Origin of the sequence: Bradyrhizobium sp. WSM2254 (assembly GCF_000472645.1) — a bacterium.
GTDB lineage: Bacteria > Pseudomonadota > Alphaproteobacteria > Rhizobiales > Xanthobacteraceae > Bradyrhizobium > Bradyrhizobium niftali.
The window spans coordinates 26,654-45,837 of record NZ_AXAB01000019.1 but is presented as its reverse complement, the minus strand read 5'-3'; the positions used below and the strand labels follow the sequence as shown (position 1 = coordinate 45,837).

The following is a 19,184-nucleotide window of genomic DNA, read 5'->3' as shown; positions in this document are numbered from 1 at the left end:
AAGCCTCAGCAAGAAGGCCCAGAATCACAATCCATCAGGGCAGGAAATCATGAAAAGAAGAGACTTCATCAAGGTCACAGGACTTGGTGCGGCCGGCGCCGCCACGCTCGCGGCTCCCGCGATCGCGCAGTCGATGCCGGAAATCAAATGGCGCATGCCGACGAGCTGGCCTAAATCGCTCGACACGCTCTTTGGCGGCGCCGAGATGATGTGCAAGATGGTCGCCGAGGCGACCGACAACAAATTCCAGATCCAGATCTTCGCGGCCGGCGAGATCGTGCCGGGCCTCCAGGTGCTCGACGCCGTCCAGAACGCCACCTGCGAGATCGGCCACACCGCGTCCTACTATTATTTCGGTAAGGATCCGACCTTCACCTTCGGCTCGGCCGTGCCGTTCGGTCCCAACATGCGCATCAACCAGGCCTGGTACATGCAGGGCGGGGGACGGGAAGTCCTCAACGAGTTCTACAAGAGCTACAACGTCGTCTCGCTGCTTGCGGGCAACACCGGCTGCCAGATGGGCGGCTGGTTCAGGAAAGAGGTCAACACGCCCGAGGATCTCAAGGGCATGAAATTCCGCATCGGCGGCTTTGCCGGCCGCGTGCTCCAGAAGCTCGGCGTGGTGCCGCAGCAGCTCGCCGGCGGCGACATCTATCCCGCACTGGAAAAAGGCACGATCGACGCCGCCGAATGGGTCGGTCCCTATGACGACGAGAAGCTCGGCTTCTACAAGATCGCGCCGCACTACTACTATCCCGGCTGGTGGGAAGGGGGGCCGATGCTGCTGGCCTTCGTCAATCTCGACAAATGGAATGCGCTGCCGAAATATTACCAGAGCGTGCTGGAGCAGGCCGGCCACTACGCCAACAATTACATGATGGCACGCTACGACACAGCCAATCCGCTCGCATTGAAGAAGCTGCTCGCGGGCGGCGCCAAGCTGCACGCCTTCTCGCCGCCGATCATGGAGGCCTGCTACAAGGCCGCCAAGGAGCTGCACGCCGAAGTCGGCGCGACCAACGCCAACTTCAAGAAGGTCCACGACTCCCTCGCCAAGTTCACCGGCGATGGCTACGCCTGGTTCCAGGTCGCGGAAGTCGGCTACGACATCTTCATGGCGCGGCGGTCGCAGAGCTGATCGCGACTTCTGTCGCGTGCGGCGCCCCGAAGCAACGGCTTCAGGGCGCTGCTGTCGCAGCGCGCTGCCGTTCTTTGAAACGGCAGTTCCGTTGCTTGTCGTGATGGCGTCGCAGCTGGTCTGACGATGGTGATCGAATACGTGTCGTGAAATCGCGACGCGCGTGTTCGAAGCCTCGAGGTCCGTCTACCCCCCGATGTCATACTGCTTGCTGAGGTGATCGCCGATCTGGACCAGCATGGCGACACACTCGGGATAGCCGGGCCGATCGGAAGTGGCCTGATCCGCACTGGCTCGAAACTCCCAGGAGTCGCCATCGCGAACGATGGAAATCGCCATTCCATCGGGACAGTCGGCGTGAACCTTCAACTCGGCCCTCGCCATTGCGATCAGTTCGCCTTCAGTCTTGACCGGCCTGCTCATGAAGCTCGTCCTTCCGTCCTGGAACAGAGATTTGCCCATATCCGGCAAATTAGCAAACAAGTCCTGGATAGTAACTGATCCAGGTCATCGGGATCAGGCGTTCACCGGCGGTGGACTCGGGTTTGGCATCCGGCCGCTATTTCAGCTTGCCCGTGGACAGGTCCATGATCATGCGCGTGGCCAGATAAAGCCGCGGCACGATGCTGTTGATCTGCACATATTCGGCATCGTTGGAGTGCGCGCCGAAGCCCGACAGGCCCATGCCCTCCACCACGGCTCCGCTGGTCTTGAGCGCGGCAAACGCGGCGTCGGTGCCCCCGCCGGTCGCCTTTTCGTCGACCTTGAGGGACAGTCCGATCTCCCCATAGATCGTCTTGCCGTAGGCCGCGACGCGGCGCGAGGCGTCGCTGGCTTCCAAGGGCGGACGACGCACCTCGAATTTCAGCTCGACCCTGGAGTCGGGCAGCAGGCGATTCTTGATCTTCTCGTGCAGTGCCTTCTGCAACTCGTCGAAATCGGCGACCTTGAGCGCACGCGCATCGGCCTGGGCCGTGGCGTCGGCCGGGATGACGTTGCGGTTGGTGCCGGCCTTGGAAACCGTCCAGTTCAGCTTCAGGCCCTGCTCGGGTTTGGACAGGTCCTTCATCTGCAGCACCTGGTGCGAGAGCTCGTACAGCGCGTTGACGCCGCCCTCGGGCCGCGCGCCCGCGTGCGAGGACTTGCCCAGCACCGTGAGATAGGCCGAGCCGATGCCGCTGGTGGCGAGGCGCAGCGTGCCGTCGGTGCCGCCGCCTTCGAACGAGAACACCGCGTCCTGATCCGCGGCGAATTTGGTGATGGTGCTGCGCCAGCCGGGCGAGGAGATCTCCTCATCCCCATTGGTGAGCACCGTGAGCGTGCTGTAATCCTTGAAGTTGAGTTTCTGGAGCATCGCCACGGTATGGAGAATGAGCGCGACGCCCTGCTTGTCGTCGGCAATGCCGAGGCCGTAGGCCTTGTCGCCGTCGACGCGGAACGGTTGGTCCTTCAGCATGCCCTTCAGGTACACCGTGTCCATGTGGGCGATCAGCATGATCTTTTTGCTGCCGGTGCCCTTGAACACGGCGTGCACGGCCGGGCCGATTGTCTCGGGCGTGTCGTCGAGGCGATAGATGTCGGTGGGGTGCAAAATCTCCACCGTGCCGCCGAGCTGCTTGAGCTGGCCGGCAACGCGCTCGGCGATCTGGTTCAGGCCGTCGATGTCCTTGCTGCCCGATTCGATGCCGACGAGATCGCGCAGCGTGTCGAGCAGCGGCTGCTGCTCCTTTTGCGCCAATGCATGGACATCGGTCATCGGTTCCGCATGCGCAAACGTTGCGGCACATGCCAGCCAGAGCGATGCGATCAAGGGAGTGAGCGACGGAGCAGGGTGGGATCGGGACATACGCGGCGGTCCATCAGTTGGAGGATGGCCCGGTATGCCCGTGTTTGCGGCGCGTGTCACGTGCGCGGACGCGCGCGTCATGAACCGCCGAGGCGGAACATGACGGCGATGGTTATGGCCGCTACTTCTGCGGTGGGCCGAGATCCAGCGGTGGCAGCTCGATCTGCGGCACCTCGATCTTGACCTTGTCGAGATCGACGTTGAGGGGCTTGTCAAGCAGGCCCGTCACGGTGACCGGGAAGATGATCACGAGCATCACCATGATCAGCTGGAGGCCGATCCAGGGCATCGCGCCCCAGTAGATGTCGGAGCTCTTCACTTCCTTCGGCGCCACGCCGCGCAGGTAGAACAACGCAAAGCCGAAGGGCGGATGCAGGAACGAGGTCTGCATGTTCACGCAGAGCATCACGCCGAACCAGATCAGCGCCGCGTCCGGTCCCACCACGGGGGCGAGGATCTTCTGCGCGATCGGCGCGATCATCGGCAGGATGATGAAGGCGATCTCGAAGAAGTCGAGGAAGAAGGCCAGGAAGAAGATGAAGAGGTTGATGAAGATCAGGAAGCCCCAGACGCCGCCGGGCAGCGAGGTCAGGAGGTGCTCGAGCCAGACGCCGCCGGATACGCCGAGGAACACCACGGAGAAGCAGGTCGAGCCGATCAGAATGAAGGTGACCATGCAGGTGAGGCGCATGGTGGACTGGTAGCCCTGCGTGATCAGGTCGCGCAGGTCGGGGATGCGCGCGGCCCGGATGCAGATCCACGCCACCGCCAGATAGGTAAGGGCGAAGGCGAGCTTGAAGATCAGATTCTCGCTGTACATCATCGCGATGATGGTGCCGATGCCGGCAGCGATCACACCGAGGATCAAGATCTTGCGGTCGGTCGAGGTGAAGTCCTTGTGGTGGATCGCGGCGAGCACGATGGCGCCGACGGCACCCATCGCGCCGGCTTCGGTCGGCGTGGCAAGGCCCATCATCATGGTGCCGAGCACGACGAAGATCAGCACGGCCGAGGGGATGATGCCCATCAGGCACTTCTTCCACAGCGGCCAGCCGGTCAACGTGCGCGCCTCCTTCGGCACCGGCGGCACGTGGCCCGGCTTGATCAGGCCGAGGATGAAAGTGTAGCCGGCGAACAGCATGATCTGGAACACCGAGGGGCCCCAGGCGCCGAGATACATGTCGCCGACCGACTTGCCGAGCTGGTCGGCGAGCACGATCAGCACCAGCGAGGGCGGCACCAGCTGCGTGATCGTGCCGGAGGCGGCGAGCACGCCGGTGATGTAGCGCATGTTGTAGCCGTAGCGGATCATCACCGGCATCGAGATCAGCGCCATGGCGATCACCTGCGCGGCTACCGTGCCGGTGATGGCGCCCAGGATGAAGCCGACGATGATGACGGAATAGCCGAGACCGCCGCGGATCGGGCCGAACAGCTGGCCCATCGAATCCAGCATGTCCTCAGCCAGCCCGCATCTCTCCAATATGGCGCCCATGAAGGTGAAGAACGGGATCGCGAGCAGGAGCTCGTTGGAGAGCACGCTGCCGAACACGCGGCCGGGAATCGCCTGGAGGAAGTTGAGATCGAAGAAGCCGAGATGGATGGCGAGGAAGCCGAAGGAAAGGCCGACGGCCGCCAGCGTGAACGCGACGGGGAAGCCGATCAGCATCGCCAGAACCAGGCCGCCGAACATCAACGGCGGCATCATCTCCAGCGTAATCATTGGGTCGGCCTCTCGTACTTGGCGTCGATCGTCACATAGCCCTGGAGAGCCGCGATACGCTTGATGACTTCGGAAACACCCTGGAGAGCCAGCATCACGAAGCCGGCGGGGATCACGAACTTGATCGGCCAGCGGATCAGGCCGCCGGCATTGGCCGACGTCTCGCCGACGCTATAGGCCTGCATGAAGAACGGCCAGGACAGATAGGCGAGCAGGAGACAGGAGGGGATCAGGAAGAACAGCGTGCCGATCATGTCGAGCCAGAGCTGGCCCCGCTCGGACAAGGTCAGGTAGAAGATCTCGACCCGCACATGCTCATTGCGCTTGAAGGTGTAGGCCGAGCCGAACATCACGAGGATGGCGAACATGTACCATTGCAGCTCCAGCCAGCCGTTCGACGAGTCGTTGAAGGCGTAGCGGATCATGGCGTTGGCCGCGCTGACCAGGCACGCCAGGAGCACGAGCAGGTTACAGACGTACCCAATCTTTTCGTTGAGGGCGTCGATGGCGTTGCTGAGCGCCAGCAATGGACGCATCTTACTTTCTCTCCGTCGCGGCCTAACACTTCACGGGAGGCTTCAGCACACATCGCTCGGCTCGCGTGCAAGATGCACACGACCGCACGGATTGCATTCCGGAGCGATTGCGGCGTCAGTCCTCCCCTCGTGCCTTGCCGTCTTGACCGCGACCGCCAACGGGCGGGCCGGCTTATGTTGCCGGGCAAGCAAAGGCGGTCGCACCAAATCAGTGGCTTCACGTGCCGTCAATCGGAAAATGGACAAATTGACGCGCCGTCAAAAGCTTAGGTTAGCGGGGAGGGGCCGATCTTCAGCCGCCGGTGACGCTCATGTGCCTGGAGACGCTGGGGCGGTTGTGGCGGCGGTCGATGATGAAATCGTGGCCCTTGGGCTTCAGCCCGATGGCGCGGTCGATCGCATCCGCAAGCAGCATATCGTCGTCCGATGCACGCAGAGGTTTGCGCAGATCGGAGGCATCCTCGTGGCCGAGGCAGGTGTGCAGCGTGCCGGTGCAGGTAATGCGCACCCGGTTGCAGGATTCGCAGAAATTATGGGTCATCGGCGTGATGAAGCCGAGCTTGCCGCCGGTCTCGGCAATGCTGACATAGCGCGCCGGGCCGCCGGTGCTTTCGGCGAGGTCCGTCAGCGTGAATTGCTGGGAAAGGCGCGCACGCACCAGCGACAGCGGCAGATACTGGTCGATCCGTCCCGCGCCGATCTCGCCCATCGGCATGACCTCGATCAGCGTCAGGCCCATGTTCTTGCCGTGAGCCCAGCGCATCAGCTCGGGAAGCTCGTCCTCGTTGAGGTTCTTCAGCGCCACCGCGTTGATCTTCACGGCGAGTCCTGCGGCCCGCGCGGCCTCGATGCCTTCCAGCACCTTGTCGATCTCGCCCCAGCGGGTGATCTCGCGAAACTTCCTGGGATCGAGCGTGTCGAGCGAGACGTTGATGCGGCGCACGCCGCAATCGGCAAGCTCCCGGGCATACTTTGCCAGCTGCGTGCCGTTGGTGGTCAGCGTCAGCTCGCCGAGGGCGCCGCTCGACAGGTGGCGCGACAGCGAGCGCACCAGCGTCATCACGTTGCGGCGGACCAGCGGCTCGCCGCCGGTGAGTCGCAGCTTCCTCACGCCCTTGGCGATGAAGGCCGAGCAGAGCCGGTCGAGCTCCTCCAGCGTCAACAGGTCCGCCTTGGGCAGGAACGTCATGTCTTCCGACATGCAGTAGAAGCAGCGCAGGTCGCAGCGATCCGTGACCGAGACACGCAAATAGCTGATGGTCCGCCCGAACGGATCGGTCATGGCGCTCGACAGCGCTGCGCGGGGATTCGCGGAAGATCCGTTCATACCAAATGCCTTGTCACTGACGGCGACGGGCGCATCTTTGCTTCAACGGTGCCCTCGAAGCAATCTAAGCATCGCGGTGCCTGAGGACAATTGGGGCCGATAACGGAGGTCAGCGCTTGCCCGCGTTCGGATCGGGGAAGGGCGAGTCTCCAGCGGCCGGTGCGGCTGCTGCGGGCGCGGCTGCGGCCGGTTTCGGCTTCTTCGGCCGGTGCGGCTTCCTCACCGGCTTGGGCGGGGTGGCCGGCTGGAGTTCCGCAAACACCGGATTCGGATCGGTGGTGACCGAGGCGGGCGTGGTGAGATCGCCGGGGTTCTTGATGATGTTCACCGGGATGCTCGCCGGCTGGTACTTGGGCAGCGCGAAAGCAACCGTGAACGGGGCATCGGGGGCGGGAATGGAGACCGAGCAGGGGGTCTTGCAGCCCGGGCCGAGCGAGGTCTTGGCGTCAGCCCCCGGAGGGTTGGATTCGAGCTGGACCTGCACCGTCGGCGGCGCCGACTTGAACATGTCCCAGGACATCGAGGAGCAACCACCAAGACTTGTTGCCTCCAGGAGACTCGCTCCCGCTAACGCAATCGCGCTGACACGACGCATGACCATCCACTTCTACTGCGACGAACCGCCACATCCCCGACCGACCTTAGGAGCGTCGTTTGGGGCAGGCAACCGGCGGGATGTGCATAGTTAATAGTTGGTTAACGCGGGGTATCTTCAGGATTTTTATGGACTTTCAGTGGCTTGCCGAAGTTCGCGCCGTCATCAGGCTATGGGCTGCGGCCGGCAGGTCGCGCATGTGATGGATCAGCCGGTCCGGCTTCAGCTCGGCGATCGGTACGTCCGTGTAGCCGAAGCTGACCCCGATCACGGGCACCCCGGCGCGCCGGGCCACGCCGACATCGGTTCCGGCATCGCCGACCATGATGCTGGCTTTGACCTCTCCGCCGGCGCGGGCCACCGTTTCCCGGAAAATGGCCGGATCCGGCTTCTGGACGCCAAAGGTGTCGGCGCCGCAGATCGCCGCGAAGCGGCGGCTGAGGTCGAGCTGGTCCAGCAGGCGCTTCGACAGCCATTCCAGCTTGTTGGTGCAGACGGCCAGGCGATGGCCTCGCGCCGCAAAATGGTCGAGCGCGGCCTCCAGCCCCTCGAAAGGCCGGGATTCGACCGCGATATGCTCGGCGTAATAGGCGATGAAATCCGCCGTCATCCGGTCCATGTCCGAAGGCGTCACGGTGCGGCCCTCGGCCTCCAGGCCCCGCTCGATCAGCTTGCGGGCGCCGGCGCCGATCATGTTGCGGGCCGACTGCATTGGCACGGGCGGCAGGCCTTCGCGGTCGAGCACGTAATTCAGCGCGGTGATCAGGTCGGGCGCCGTATCCACAAGCGTGCCGTCGAGATCGAAGACGATGGTGTGAGGGGAGGTCATGGTCCAAGCGCTATCGGTCCGGCCGGGCCGGCGCAAGGGGCGACGCCATAAGATCAGCTTATAGGCCTGTTCCCGCGCGGAAAACGAGGCTACATAGGCCGCCGCAAGCGGCCACGATCGGCGGCGCATTCGTGACTTCAAAGGCGGGCGCAAACGTGAACATGGACCAGTTGAAACGGCAGGCGGCGGCGCGCGCTCTGGAAGAGGTGCGGGACGGCATGCAGCTCGGGCTCGGCACCGGCTCGACCGCCAAGCATTTCGTCGAGTTGCTCGGCGAGCGCGTCGCGGCCGGACTCAAGGTGATCGGCGTGCCGACCTCCGAGGCGACGCGCCTCGATGCGGAGCGCTGCGGCGTGCCGCTGACCACGCTCGACGGGATCGACCATCTCGACATCACCGTCGACGGTGCCGACGAGATCGATCCCGAGCTCAACCTGATCAAGGGCGGTGGCGGCGCGCTGCTGCGCGAGAAGATCGTGGCGGCCGCATCGGATCGCATGATCGTGATTGCCGACGACACCAAATGGGTGCCGACGCTCGGCCGCTTCCCGCTGCCGATCGAGGTCATCCCGTTCGGGCTCGGGGCGACGCGCCGGGCGATCGAGACGGCATTTGCCGGCTGCGGCGTTTCCGGGCAAATGGCGATCCGCAAGGCCAAGGGCGGGGAGGACAGCCACGTTTTCGTCACCGATGGCGGCCACTGGATCCTCGATGCCCAGCTCGGACGTATTGTCGATCCGCCCGGCCTCGCCAAGGCGTTGAGCGTGATCCCAGGCGTGGTCGAGCATGGGTTGTTCATCGGCTTGGCCAGCTCTGCTGTTCTGGCGGGCGGCCGGGGAATTCGCGTGATTGAACGGCGAAAGCCGAAAGGAGACTAGGAATGAAGAGCGTTTTGAAGTTGCTGCCCGCTGCGGGCCTTGCCTTGGGATTGGCCTTGGGGCTGGCTTTTGGCGCGGTCCCGGCCGCGGCACAGCAAGCCGCCGCGCCCAAGGCCTCGCCCGCGGCGATCGCGTCGGCCAGGGAAATCCTGAGCATGAAGAACGCCACCGCGATGTACGCGAACGCGGTGCCCGGCATGGTCGAGAAGGTCAAGGCGACGCTGATCGGACAGAACCTCAACTACCAGAAGGACCTCAACGAGCTGGCGCCGGTCGTGGCGCAGCAGCTGGCCGGCCGCGAGAAGGAGATCGGCGAAGGCATGGCGCAGGCCTATGCCGCCCAGTTCACCGAGCAGGAGCTCAAGGACCTCGTCGCCTTCTACAAGTCGCCGCTGGGCAAGAAGCTGATCGAAGCCGAGCCGCGCGCCATCGACCAGAGCATGAAGGTCATGAATTCGTGGGCGCAGAGTTTCTCCGAAACCATTGCGAGCGCGTTTCGCGCCGAGATGAAGAAGCGCGGCAAGGAAATGTGACGAGGACGCGAGGCAGGAAGGTCGGAGTGGACAATGGCTGAATTCGACGTCGACCTTTTCGTCATCGGCGGCGGCTCGGGCGGCGTGCGCGCCGCCCGCATCGCGGCCGGCCACGGTGCCCGCGTCACGATCGCGGAAGAGTACCGCATGGGCGGCACCTGCGTGATCCGCGGCTGCGTGCCGAAGAAGCTGCTTGTGATCGGCTCGCATGTCCGTCACGAGATAGAGGACGCCGCCGGCTTCGGCTGGGCCATCCCGTCCATGAGCTTCGACTGGGCGACGCTGATCGCCAACAAGGACAAGGAGATCGCGCGGCTGGAGGCGGCCTACACGACGAATGTCGAAAAGTCCGGCGCGCAGATCGTCAAGAGCCGTGCGGTGATCGAGGACGCCCACACCGTCCGCCTGCTCGAGAACGACAGGAAGGTCACGGCGAAGTACATTCTGGTCGCCACCGGCGGCGCGCCCAACCACGGCGCTTCGATCCCCGGCATCGAGCACGTGATCTCCTCCAACGAGGCGTTTCACCTCAAGAAGCTGCCGAAGCGGATCGTGATCCAGGGCGGCGGCTATATCGCGCTGGAATTCGCGGGCATCTTCGCTGGCTACGGCTCCGACGTCACCGTGATCTATCGCGGCGACAACATCTTGCGCGGCTTCGACGAGGATGTCCGCGCTCACGTTCGCAGCGAGATGGAGAAGCAGGGCATCACCATTCTCACCGGCTGCACGGTGGCGAAGGTCGATCGCCATGGCGAGGAATTCACCACCCACCTGTCGAACGGCTCGAGCGTGGCGTCCGACCAGGTGATGTTCGCGATCGGCCGCCATCCGGCCGTCGCCAATCTCGGCCTGGAGAAGGCCGGCGTCGCCATCAACCCGAGGAACGGCGGCATCGCGGTCGACCATTTCTCCAAGAGCTCGGTCGACAGCATCTATGCGATCGGCGACGTCACCCATCGCCACAATCTGACGCCGGTCGCGATCCGCGAGGGTCATGCGTTCGCCGACACCGTGTTCGGCAAGCGCGAGGTGCAGGTGGACCATTCCTCTATCCCGACTGCGGTGTTCTCGCAGCCGGAGGTCGGCACTGTCGGTCTGACCGAGACCGAAGCGCGCGCGCAGTTCAGCCACGTCGACATCTACAAGACGACGTTCCGTCCCATCAAGGCGACGATGTCCGGCCGCGACACCCGCGTTCTGATGAAGCTCGTCGTCGACGGCTCATCCGACCGCGTGCTCGGCTGCCACATCGTCGGTGACGCCGCCGCCGAGATCACCCAGGCGGTCGCGATCGCGGTGAAGATGAAGGCGACCAAGGCCGATTTCGACGCGACGTTTGCGCTGCATCCGACCGCGGCCGAAGAGCTCGTCACCATGCGCACCCCGACCGCGCGCCACGTCCGTCAGGCCGCGGAGTAGGGGTGTCATCGTCTCAATGCAACGTTCCGGCGGCGGCTTCCTCGACCGCAGCCATCAGGTCGGCCGTGTTCGATTGCTGGATCATGTGACCTGCGTCCGGGACGCGGTGCATCTTGCTGTGCTTGATCTCGTCATGCAGGCGGCCCGACTGCTCGTCGATGTCGATGAGGCGATCGTCCTCGCCGGCCAGGATGGTTACCGGCATAGCCAGCTCGCCGTAGGTCTTCGCAGACAGCATTGCCGCAGGGACCATCAGCGCTGCCTCGGCGGCGCCGGCACGAAGCTGCGAGGGACGCACGGCCAACGATTTTGGAAAGCCGTCGAATTTTTGCGGGACTGATTTCGGTCCGAACAGCTGCCGCAACATCGCCGGCCACATCAGACGGCTGAGGATCGGGGAAATCGTGTGGCTGAGGATATCGCCGAATCCCGGTATCGCCGGCCCGGCCATCGCCATCATGGCATCGGTGCGCGCCGTCGGGAAATAATAGCCGGATGCCAGGATCAAGGCCTCGACCGTCGAGGGGTGTCTGCTTGCCAAGGCAATCGCAACCGACGCTCCCCAGGAATGTCCGAGCACGATCGCCTTTTCGACGCCGATATGCGCGAGCGCGTCCTTGAATAGATCGGCTTGCGCCGCAGGCGTCCACACCACGTTGCGGGGCCGCAGGCTGTGGCCGAAGCCGGGACGGTCGAACACGATGACGCGATAGTCCTTCGCAGCGAGGTCAATCAGACCGCTCGACTCGAAATCCTGGATCATGCTGCCATTGCCATGGAGCAGGACCAGGGGGCGTCCGGATCCGCGCTCGACGTAGTGCAGGCGAACGCCGTCGATGTCGATGAACCGTCCTTGTGGCGGGTTATCGCGTTGTGCCTTGTCGGCAAGCCGCCGATTGACGACCGCGGCCGCAGCCATCAGGCCGGCTGCCGCGACAACGGCGGAGGCGAACGGATATTTGGCGAGAGCATGAAGGGTCGTCGCTGCCAACGACGGCGAACGCTTTTTCAGTATACGCATGTGACACTTTCGCTGACCGCAGCCAGCTGTTGGAGAGTAGGAAGGGACTCTTCCGGATTAACGTGCTGGTCGCATCGTGGTCTTGACGATGCCTTCCTGGGATCCGGAACCGTGTCGACCCGGACGTCGCCTTTGCGCGTGCCGACAAAGTGCACGGATGGTCATATTCCATTCTTGGAGACGGCATGCGCATTCACGGGCATGCCGTGCAGACGCAACAGGAGGGGTGGCGATATGTTCCTAACCCCAGTTGATGCGGCGAGCAGGCCGCATGACGGCCGTTGGCCGGCCGCCAGGAACGGTTTCTCGGGATCGCGCTCTGGCGAATGTCGGGTGAGACACCATATTCAGGAGATCACTGGCACAGACACCACAGGCGCCAGTGACAGAGAGACGCTGCCGCGCTCCCGCCACAAACTGGAGGCGCGCAATGAACGTCTTGCTTAATCCTCTGCATCTTTGCCGCAAGTTCGAACGTCACTAGAGTGCGAAGGTGATTCAGGACGACGGCCAATTGCCGCCGCCGCAAGGGGCGGACGGCTGTCCCGCCTGCGGGCGGCTCGTCATGGCTCCCGTGCACTCGACCTATTTGCCCACCGGGAAACTCATCAATCAGTGGCGGTGCCCGGTGTGCCGGAACGCCTGGCAGTCTTCGGCAGATCCCGCGAGCAGCACGGATCTCCAAGCGAGCCGGTCCGAGCATCTTCGCGAGAACGCCGGACATTGCCTCACCCTGGAAGGCACTGCTCCCGACGACACGGCGCGCCAGCAGTTCAGGCGCATGGGCGATGCCTGGCTCGCTCTCGCGGACACGCAGGATTGGCTCGACGGCGTGACGCCGCCGGTCTCGCGACCTTCGCCGCAAGGCGCGCAAGCCTGATCCCACGCACGGCAACGACGATTCATGACTCAGACGCGCAACCGCGCCGCTTGAAGCCGGTGCAGACGCGCTCCTGAAGAAAGCTCGCCGCAACCATCTCACCCCTTCGGGGCACGAGATTCCGGTATGGGCGAAGCGCGTGCTGCCAGCGCGGCAAACGGTCAAGCCGATCCCTCGAAATGCGCGAGCAAATGTTCAAGAGCGGACGCATCGTCGAGACTGCGCTCGAAGCGCGCCAAGGCGAACTCGACTTGCAATTCGCATCATAGCGGTCACGGAGATGATCTTCTTCAGCGCTTGATCTCGAAGCCGACGTCACCGGGCGAAGAGGTAGGAACCAAAGTGCTGATGGCGGTTTGGCTCACTCCTTAGACACTGGAGACAATCATGAGACGCCCATCACTCTTCGTTTGCATTTCTTTATTCACAGCGGCCGCGGCATTGGCGGCGACCCCGGCTTCGGCGCAGAATCCGCCGGCGCAGTCCGGACCGAACAACGGCGCGGTCAACAGTGCCGGCCAAAACAACTCCGACACTCCCGTCGCGGGGCGCAACAGTTTCACCGAAGAGCAGGCCAAATCGAAGATCGAGGATGCCGGCTACGCCAACGTCACCGAATTGAAGAAGGACGACAAGGGCGTGTGGCGCGGACAGGCCAGCAAGGGTGGATCAGCCACTGCGGTCAGCATCGATTTTCAAGGCAACGTCAATTCGGCCAAGTAAGAAGGACACAACATGACCGTTACAATTTCTCGTCTTTACGACAACTATAACAACGCGCAGCAGGCGGTTCAGCGCCTCGAGGCTGCCGGCGTGCCGCACTCGGACATCAGCATCGTCGCCAACAATTCGGACAGCTGGTTTAACACCAACAAGAAGGTGGACCGCGATCGGGATGGTGTCGATGATCGTGCCGAAGGAGCCGGCACGGGTGCTGGCATCGGTGCGGGCGTCGGTGGTACCGCTGGCCTTCTTGCCGGCCTTGGCTTGCTGGCGATTCCCGGCCTCGGACCTGTCGTCGCAGCTGGCTGGCTGGCCGCGACCGCGGTTGGTGCTGCCGCCGGAGCAGCTACCGGCGGCATCGTCGGGGCGCTTACGGAGGCGGGCATTTCGCGTGAGGATGCGGACACCTACGCCGAGGGCGTCCGTCGCGGAGGTACGCTTGTGTCGGCGCGGGTGGCGGACGCGGATCGGTCCCGCCTCGATTCAATCCTGAACGAGTCTTCCGTCAACTTGCGTGACCGCAGTACCAGCTGGCAAAAGGCCGGGTGGAAATCGTTCGATCCCGCCAGCAAACCTTATGGCGCCGAAGAGGTCCGCAAGGAGCGACAGCTCTACGGCGGATCATTGCGCTAAATGAGATCTCTACGGCCCGCTCCGGCGGGCCGTTTTTTGTGCGCTACGCGTATAGATACCCGACCGGCTTGCCTTCGGTGCGCAGGGGACGGACGTCCTTGTGGGTGATGATTTGACCGGCGAGGCCGTCGATCTCGTCGCGCTGCGTCGGGGTCCAGCTGCGAAGGTCGTTCATGCCTTTGAGCAGGCCGAGCCGGAGGACCTGGGTGTTCTCACCGACGCCAATGAGGCTGATCGAGCTCTTGCCGGCCGTCACCACGTCACCGGCAGAGAGTTCAAACGTCTCGCCGGACTTGGTCTTGAATTCGGCCGTGCCGCGGATGACGCGATAGATCACGACCTCGCCCTTGGCAAACGAGGTGCCGTCCACCGCCGCCGACGTGCTCTTCGGCAGCAGCGACTGGCCGGGCGGGTCGGTTGCGATGATGTGGCCGGTGACGAGATGTCCGCTCGGAATCTCGATGCCGATATCGCGCACATGGACCGGCATGGCCGATTTGACCGAGCCATCGGTGAGCGGCTTGAACAGCGCGTCCAGCGCCAGCGGGTCCTGAAGCCAGAAGCCTGCATCGGCAGGACGATCATGCAGAGGATGGCTCCAGGCCACGCGTGGCGTCTCGGCCTCGTTGATCTGGCTCGGACCGACGATGGTCGGGTTCGGAAAGGTGGTGGGATCAGTGATGAAGGCTTCGAGGAATTTACCCGAATAGCCCATCGAGATCGGATCGGGCACCACCGTCTGCGGCGTCTTCAGATTCTCTTCGGTCGACAGGCCCGACCAGGTGTAGAAGAGCTGACGGTGCACGATCGCGCTTTGCAGCATCACAGCGCCCGGGCCGACACTGTAGAAGCGCCCGTCGTAGTCGAAGGTGAACGCGCCCGAGGTGACCAGTACGAGCTGAAAGCCGCCGGGCGGAAGATGAAGATGGAAATCGGTGGGGCCGGTGTCCGGGCGGTAGATCGGCAGATTGGTCGCGACTTCGTGCAGCAGGAAGGTTTCGTTGTTGGCGTGAAAGCCCTCGTTGGCGCGATTGTAGAGGGCTTGCGGCCGGTAGGTCGCCTCAAACTTCGCATTCTTGTCGCGGTCGATCGCGACGAAGTCCTGATCGTTCAAGCGAAGGGGCGTGCCATTCGGACGGGTGAGGCCGGTGTATTTGAGATCGCCCGCAGCATGCACGTTCATGGCATTCTCCGATCTGATCCGCTCGTCCCGGCTGCCCTGGTGGCGAGGGCGGGGACTTGGGGCCTCATGCGGCTCTGCGAATTTTGGGCCAGTTCGGTTGCGCAGCAGCAAATGGCCTCCGCGGCTCGGGATAGCGAGCCCGGGTAGCAGAAAATCCAGTGGTTCCGCCGAAGGTTAGACCGCGCGTGGCGCGCGATTGCCCGACCGTCCTGCCGAACCTCGCGATCTCGCGAAGGTGACCCGAATTGTCTAATTTGTCGGCAAGCCCTGACGGCAGCGTGCAGGGCATGGCTGCTCCCGGGCGCAACCGCGGAACGCATTCGGCTCGGCGGGATTAGGCGTCCTAGGTTGTCCTTTTAACCGAGACAGCAGCTCTCGTCCGGCTAACCCGGGAGTTTCCATGCAAGACGGCTACGCAAGGCCGCAGGAGGCCGCCCGCTACATTGCGGAGATCTGCACCGAGCTGCGCGAAATCGCGCATACGGCCGGACTTTCATTCCTGGCTCACCTGCTCAGCATGGTGATCCTGCAAGCCGGAAGGCATTGCAGCACCGAGGCACAGGAATTCCGCAAGACGTCCGAAGCCGCTCATTCGAACGACTGAAGCGCGCTGCGCTCGGGCTTGCCGGAGGGGCTGTCCGCCCACTTCGCCATTTCCATCGTTCGCACATCGACACCTTCGCACCAGAAGCAGCTTGATTCTGTCGCGCCCTTCTCGGACAGGATGGGCACCAGGCCGCGGCCGCAGCCGGCGCAACAGGTGATGTCGGTCATGCGTTTCTCCAAGACTCTGTACAGGACTCTGTACAAGACACGGCAAATTCCGGAATGCCGTTATCGTTCCCAAGGCTTGCGCGGAGGCTATGTCGATGCAGCAGCGGTGCGTCCCGCCGGAGCGCTCGTCCCTGATATCGTCGATGTAGCAATCCATTGTGACACGGCCGCGATGTCGTTGCCGCTTTCACGGTAGGCGCGAAGCTGGAATTCCGCCGAGCTGCCGCGTTCCACGATGGTGCGGCAATGCTCGACCTCGGACGCGCAATTCAGCGCATCCGCGTCCTCGGCGATGCCGTCGATCAGGCGGGAGAGCAGCTCCGAGATGGTGACCGGCCCGTCCTTCGAGGCAAAGATGCAATCGGTGCCGTAGCGCTGGGCGCGCCATTTGTTCTCGACCGCGATCGCGCGCTCGACGACCGTGACCTCTTTCGACAGATGGGGCCGCCGATACAGACGCCGCGTCAGGCAGCGATAGAGCGAGGCAATGGCAACGGCGTCGTCGACGAAGGTGCAGGTGTCGGGCGCGCGAAGCTCGAGGGTCGGATGCTTCATGGAAGGGCGCATCGCCCACCAGATGTGACTCTCGTCGGGGATCACGCCGGAGCGCTGCAATGCGCCGACATACTCGTCGTAATCGTACCTGCTCTCGAACAGTTCGGGCAGGCCGGTGCGCGGCAGCTCGGAATAGGCCGCCAGGCGGTAGCCCTTCAGGCCCGTCTTGTGCGAGTTCCAGAACGGGGAGGACGCCGACAGCGCGATGAACAGCGGCAGATGCGGCAGCATCGCCCGCATCACCGCCATGCGCTTCTCGGGATCGGGCAGCTGGACGTGCACATGCATGCCGCACATCATGTTGCGGTGGCCGATGCTGCGCAGATCCTCGATCATCTCCTCGTAGCGCGGCTTCGGGCTCGGTTGTGACATGCGCCAGACGGCGGTCGGATGCGTGCCGCAGGCCATGATCACGAAGCCGTACTGGGCGGCAACGTTCGCGACTTCGCGGCGGAGAAAGCGGAGCTCTTCGCGCGCGTCGTTGACGTCGACATGAACGTTGGTGGCGACCTCGAGCTGGGATTGCAGCATCTCCCGCATGGCCTGGCCGCCGGTCGACCAGTTCGCCGACTCGAACAGCTCGTTGGGAGTCTGGATCGCGACCTCCAGGCTGCGCCGATCGGCGAGGAAGTATTCCTCCTCGATGCCGAATGAATATTCCGCTGCCTTGCCACGACCGCCGGCGGAGCGAATGACGAGGTGCTGCTTGTCGTCGGAGGAATCGAGACGCAGCAATTTCAAAACGTCCGAAGTAAATGTCATCGTGCCACCCGGCGAAGGCATTACCTGCGGACAATAATCCTCCTGGCGGGGGCGGGTTCCGCGTCGGACCCGCTGGAAATTGCAAGGTTGAACGGAACAATTTTCGCACTTTCGGACGCGCGCGCGATCAGGGCGTGATTCGGCGGCACCTCCGTCCAGTCCGATTCCTTGTCGAACGGCTCGGACACGACGATGACCTGGCCACCGGCCTCGCGGAAATAGAGCGTGTTGGCGGCATCGTTGACCGCAACGCGAAACGCATAGAGATCCCTGCCGTTGGCGATCGCGCTGGTGAAGCGCAGCCGCTCGCGAAGCTGGCCTTCATTGACGAGACCGACGAGCGATTGCAGCACGGCTTGCGTTGCTCGAAGCGGGTCGTTGTCGAGGCCGGCGCCCATGATGGCGAGGAACACGGCTTCGGAGTCGGTCGTCCCCAATCGCGACGGATAATAGGCATCCGGGATCAGCGCCTCGACCTTGCGCCGCAGCCGGTTCCAGCTGCCGACGAATCCGTTGTGCATGAACATCCACTGGCCGCAGGCGAAGGGATGACAATTCTGCCGCGTCACGGCCGTGCCGGTGGCGGCGCGAACATGGGCGAAGAAGAGGTGCGAGCGCAGATGGCGGCAGAGGTAGCGCAGGTTTTCATCCGACCAGGCGGGGCGCGTTTCACGGTAGAGGCCCGGCTCCGGATGCTCGCCATACCAGCCGAGCCCGAACCCGTCGCCATTCGAGCCCGCGGTGGACTGGAGCGAGCGGATGCTTTGCGCGATCAGCGAATGCTCGGGCTCGGTGACGTAAGGTTCGAACGAGGTGGTCTCGCCCCGGTATGCGATCCAGCGGCACATGCAGGTTCCGGTCGGGCAGTGGATGCGTCGTGAGGTGCAACAACAAGCCTGATGGCAGGATGGTTCCCATCACCCCTACATGCGAATCAGGACGCCGCCGCCGACCTCCATCTGTCGCAAATGTGCTGAGACCTGTGCGCACGCCAATCTGCATCCAAATCGAATTGTTAGCTCGTTGGACGTTGTTAGACGTTGCGAGGGGAGCCTTGCCGCCGGAGTTCTGCATCATCAGATGAGGGCGTCGGACAGTTTCATTCAGGATCGGAGACCGAGATGGATGATCGAGCCAGATTGGCGGCGCTCCGGAGCCATTGGGACGCGTCGGACGCGAACGATTTCGAGGCCGAGCACGACATCTATCACGAGGATGCCGTGCTCGACTACCCGCAGTCGGGCGAGCGCATCCATGGCCGCCGGAACATTCAGGAGAGCCGTTTCGTGCAGCCGAATAGCAAGCGCTTCACGGTCCGGCGGATCATCGGCGGCGGCGATCTCTGGGTGAGCGAATTCGTGCTGACATATGACGGCGTGCCGTCCTACGTCGTGAGCATCATGGAATTCCGCGACGGACTGGTGGCACACGAAACGCAATATTTCGGCGACCGGTTCGATCCGTCACCCTCGCGCGCGCATCTTGTCGAGCGGGTGAATTGAAGGGGGCGACGCTGTCGCCCACACTCCGTCATTGCGAGCGCAGCGAAGCAATCCAGAGTCTTTCCGCGGAGGGATTCTGGATTGCTTCGCTGCGCTCGCAATGACGGCGTTGACGTAGTTGCGTGCCCAAACGAGGCTCCCGTGCCCCGGACGCAGCGCAGCGCTTCTTCAGCGGTGCGCTGCGGAGCCGGGGCCCATGCAGCGGCGAATGCGTGGCTGTCTGGGTCCCGGCTCTGCGCCGCAACGCTGAAGGCGTTGCAGCGCGTCCGGGACATGAGACAATCAGCAAAGCTGCTTAACCAAATCCGGCACCATGGAACCGAT

21 protein-coding genes are annotated in these 19,184 nt (G+C 63.6%); 9 read left to right on the top strand and 12 right to left on the bottom strand.

Translation table 11 applies throughout. From position 1 onward, the window contains the following. The first annotated feature begins 49 nt into the window (after positions 1-49). The gene (locus tag A3M7_RS0114230; protein ID WP_027544545.1) at positions 50-1,138 is read left to right on the top strand and encodes a TRAP transporter substrate-binding protein; all 1,089 of its coding nucleotides are present in this window, start codon (positions 50-52) and stop codon (positions 1,136-1,138) included. Between the two features lie 186 nt (positions 1,139-1,324). Here A3M7_RS0114230 and A3M7_RS0114225 read toward each other — a convergent pair whose 3' ends face one another. From A3M7_RS0114225 to A3M7_RS44105, 7 genes are all read right to left on the bottom strand, one after another. Then, positions 1,325-1,561: a hypothetical protein gene (locus A3M7_RS0114225; protein ID WP_027544544.1), complete on the bottom strand. Its 237-nt coding sequence runs from the start codon at positions 1,559-1,561 to the stop codon at positions 1,325-1,327. 136 nt (positions 1,562-1,697) lie between these two features. Beyond that, positions 1,698-2,984 carry a M20/M25/M40 family metallo-hydrolase gene (locus tag A3M7_RS0114220; protein ID WP_049823398.1) on the bottom strand — a complete coding sequence of 429 codons (1,287 nt, stop codon included), beginning with the start codon at positions 2,982-2,984 and terminating at the stop codon, positions 1,698-1,700. Between the two features lie 121 nt (positions 2,985-3,105). Further along, complete coding sequence (locus A3M7_RS0114215) at positions 3,106-4,707, bottom strand: TRAP transporter large permease subunit (RefSeq protein WP_027544542.1); 1,602 nt, start codon at positions 4,705-4,707, stop codon at positions 3,106-3,108. Then, positions 4,704-5,243 (bottom strand): TRAP transporter small permease subunit, encoded by a 540-nt coding sequence (locus A3M7_RS0114210; RefSeq protein ID WP_011086532.1) that lies wholly within the window; start codon positions 5,241-5,243, stop codon positions 4,704-4,706. The genes A3M7_RS0114215 and A3M7_RS0114210 overlap by 4 nt, the downstream gene beginning before the upstream one ends. Positions 5,244-5,535: 292 nt before the next feature. Beyond that, the gene (moaA, locus tag A3M7_RS0114205) at positions 5,536-6,570 is read right to left on the bottom strand and encodes a GTP 3',8-cyclase MoaA (protein ID WP_027544541.1); all 1,035 of its coding nucleotides are present in this window, start codon (positions 6,568-6,570) and stop codon (positions 5,536-5,538) included. Between the two features lie 109 nt (positions 6,571-6,679). Continuing rightward, on the bottom strand, positions 6,680-7,165 hold the full coding sequence (locus A3M7_RS0114200) for a hypothetical protein (protein WP_027544540.1): 486 nt from the start codon (positions 7,163-7,165) through the stop codon (positions 6,680-6,682). A 136-nt stretch (positions 7,166-7,301) separates the two neighbouring features. Beyond that, positions 7,302-7,994, bottom strand: coding sequence for an HAD family hydrolase (locus tag A3M7_RS44105; RefSeq protein ID WP_049823415.1), 693 nt, complete (start codon positions 7,992-7,994; stop codon positions 7,302-7,304). Positions 7,995-8,149: 155 nt separating this feature from the next. Here A3M7_RS44105 and rpiA point away from each other — a divergent pair, with 155 nt between their 5' ends. The 3 genes from rpiA to gor are packed head-to-tail and all read left to right on the top strand — an operon-like array spanning position 8,150 to position 10,827. Continuing rightward, a complete protein-coding gene (gene rpiA, locus A3M7_RS0114180; protein WP_027544538.1) occupies positions 8,150-8,872 on the top strand; it encodes a ribose-5-phosphate isomerase RpiA in 723 nt (240 codons plus the stop codon). A 2-nt stretch (positions 8,873-8,874) separates the two neighbouring features. After that, positions 8,875-9,405, top strand: coding sequence for a DUF2059 domain-containing protein (locus A3M7_RS0114175; protein WP_027544537.1), 531 nt, complete (start codon positions 8,875-8,877; stop codon positions 9,403-9,405). 33 nt (positions 9,406-9,438) lie between these two features. Continuing rightward, a complete protein-coding gene (gor, locus tag A3M7_RS0114170) occupies positions 9,439-10,827 on the top strand; it encodes a glutathione-disulfide reductase (RefSeq protein WP_027544536.1) in 1,389 nt (462 codons plus the stop codon). A 13-nt stretch (positions 10,828-10,840) separates the two neighbouring features. Here the strand turns inward: gor and A3M7_RS0114165 are convergent, their stop codons facing one another. Beyond that, entirely contained in the window at positions 10,841-11,848 is a 1,008-nt protein-coding gene (locus A3M7_RS0114165; RefSeq protein ID WP_027544535.1) for an alpha/beta fold hydrolase, read from the bottom strand. A 493-nt stretch (positions 11,849-12,341) separates the two neighbouring features. On the opposite strand from A3M7_RS0114165, the gene A3M7_RS44100 reads away from it, so the two are divergent. The 3 genes from A3M7_RS44100 (at position 12,342) to A3M7_RS0114145 (ending at position 14,084) form a co-directional block, all read left to right on the top strand. Further along, positions 12,342-12,728, top strand: coding sequence for a hypothetical protein (locus A3M7_RS44100; RefSeq protein ID WP_049823397.1), 387 nt, complete (start codon positions 12,342-12,344; stop codon positions 12,726-12,728). Between the two features lie 387 nt (positions 12,729-13,115). After that, positions 13,116-13,451, top strand: a complete 336-nt coding sequence (locus A3M7_RS0114150) for a hypothetical protein (RefSeq protein WP_027544534.1) — start codon at positions 13,116-13,118, stop codon at positions 13,449-13,451. A gap of 12 nt (positions 13,452-13,463) precedes the next feature. After that, positions 13,464-14,084 (top strand): general stress protein, encoded by a 621-nt coding sequence (locus A3M7_RS0114145; RefSeq protein WP_027544533.1) that lies wholly within the window; start codon positions 13,464-13,466, stop codon positions 14,082-14,084. Positions 14,085-14,127: 43 nt separating this feature from the next. Here the strand turns inward: A3M7_RS0114145 and A3M7_RS0114140 are convergent, their stop codons facing one another. Continuing rightward, positions 14,128-15,267 carry a hypothetical protein gene (locus tag A3M7_RS0114140; RefSeq protein ID WP_027544532.1) on the bottom strand — a complete coding sequence of 380 codons (1,140 nt, stop codon included), beginning with the start codon at positions 15,265-15,267 and terminating at the stop codon, positions 14,128-14,130. A gap of 400 nt (positions 15,268-15,667) precedes the next feature. Here A3M7_RS0114140 and A3M7_RS0114135 point away from each other — a divergent pair, with 400 nt between their 5' ends. Continuing rightward, the gene (locus A3M7_RS0114135; RefSeq protein ID WP_027544531.1) at positions 15,668-15,871 is read left to right on the top strand and encodes a hypothetical protein; all 204 of its coding nucleotides are present in this window, start codon (positions 15,668-15,670) and stop codon (positions 15,869-15,871) included. Here the strand turns inward: A3M7_RS0114135 and A3M7_RS0114130 are convergent. The 3 genes from A3M7_RS0114130 to A3M7_RS0114120 all read right to left on the bottom strand — a co-directional run bounded on the left by A3M7_RS0114130 (position 15,856) and on the right by A3M7_RS0114120 (position 18,206). Then, positions 15,856-16,041, bottom strand: a complete 186-nt coding sequence (locus tag A3M7_RS0114130) for a hypothetical protein (RefSeq protein ID WP_027544530.1) — start codon at positions 16,039-16,041, stop codon at positions 15,856-15,858. The two genes, A3M7_RS0114135 and A3M7_RS0114130, sit on opposite strands and share 16 nt — an antisense overlap. Positions 16,042-16,128: 87 nt before the next feature. Then, positions 16,129-17,358 (bottom strand): carboxylate-amine ligase, encoded by a 1,230-nt coding sequence (locus A3M7_RS0114125; RefSeq protein ID WP_027544529.1) that lies wholly within the window; start codon positions 17,356-17,358, stop codon positions 16,129-16,131. 20 nt (positions 17,359-17,378) lie between these two features. Next, a complete protein-coding gene (locus tag A3M7_RS0114120; RefSeq protein ID WP_027544528.1) occupies positions 17,379-18,206 on the bottom strand; it encodes a class II glutamine amidotransferase in 828 nt (275 codons plus the stop codon). A 273-nt stretch (positions 18,207-18,479) separates the two neighbouring features. Here A3M7_RS0114120 and A3M7_RS0114115 point away from each other — a divergent pair, with 273 nt between their 5' ends. Further along, positions 18,480-18,860, top strand: a complete 381-nt coding sequence (locus tag A3M7_RS0114115; RefSeq protein WP_027544527.1) for a nuclear transport factor 2 family protein — start codon at positions 18,480-18,482, stop codon at positions 18,858-18,860. Positions 18,861-19,184 lie beyond the last annotated feature (324 nt).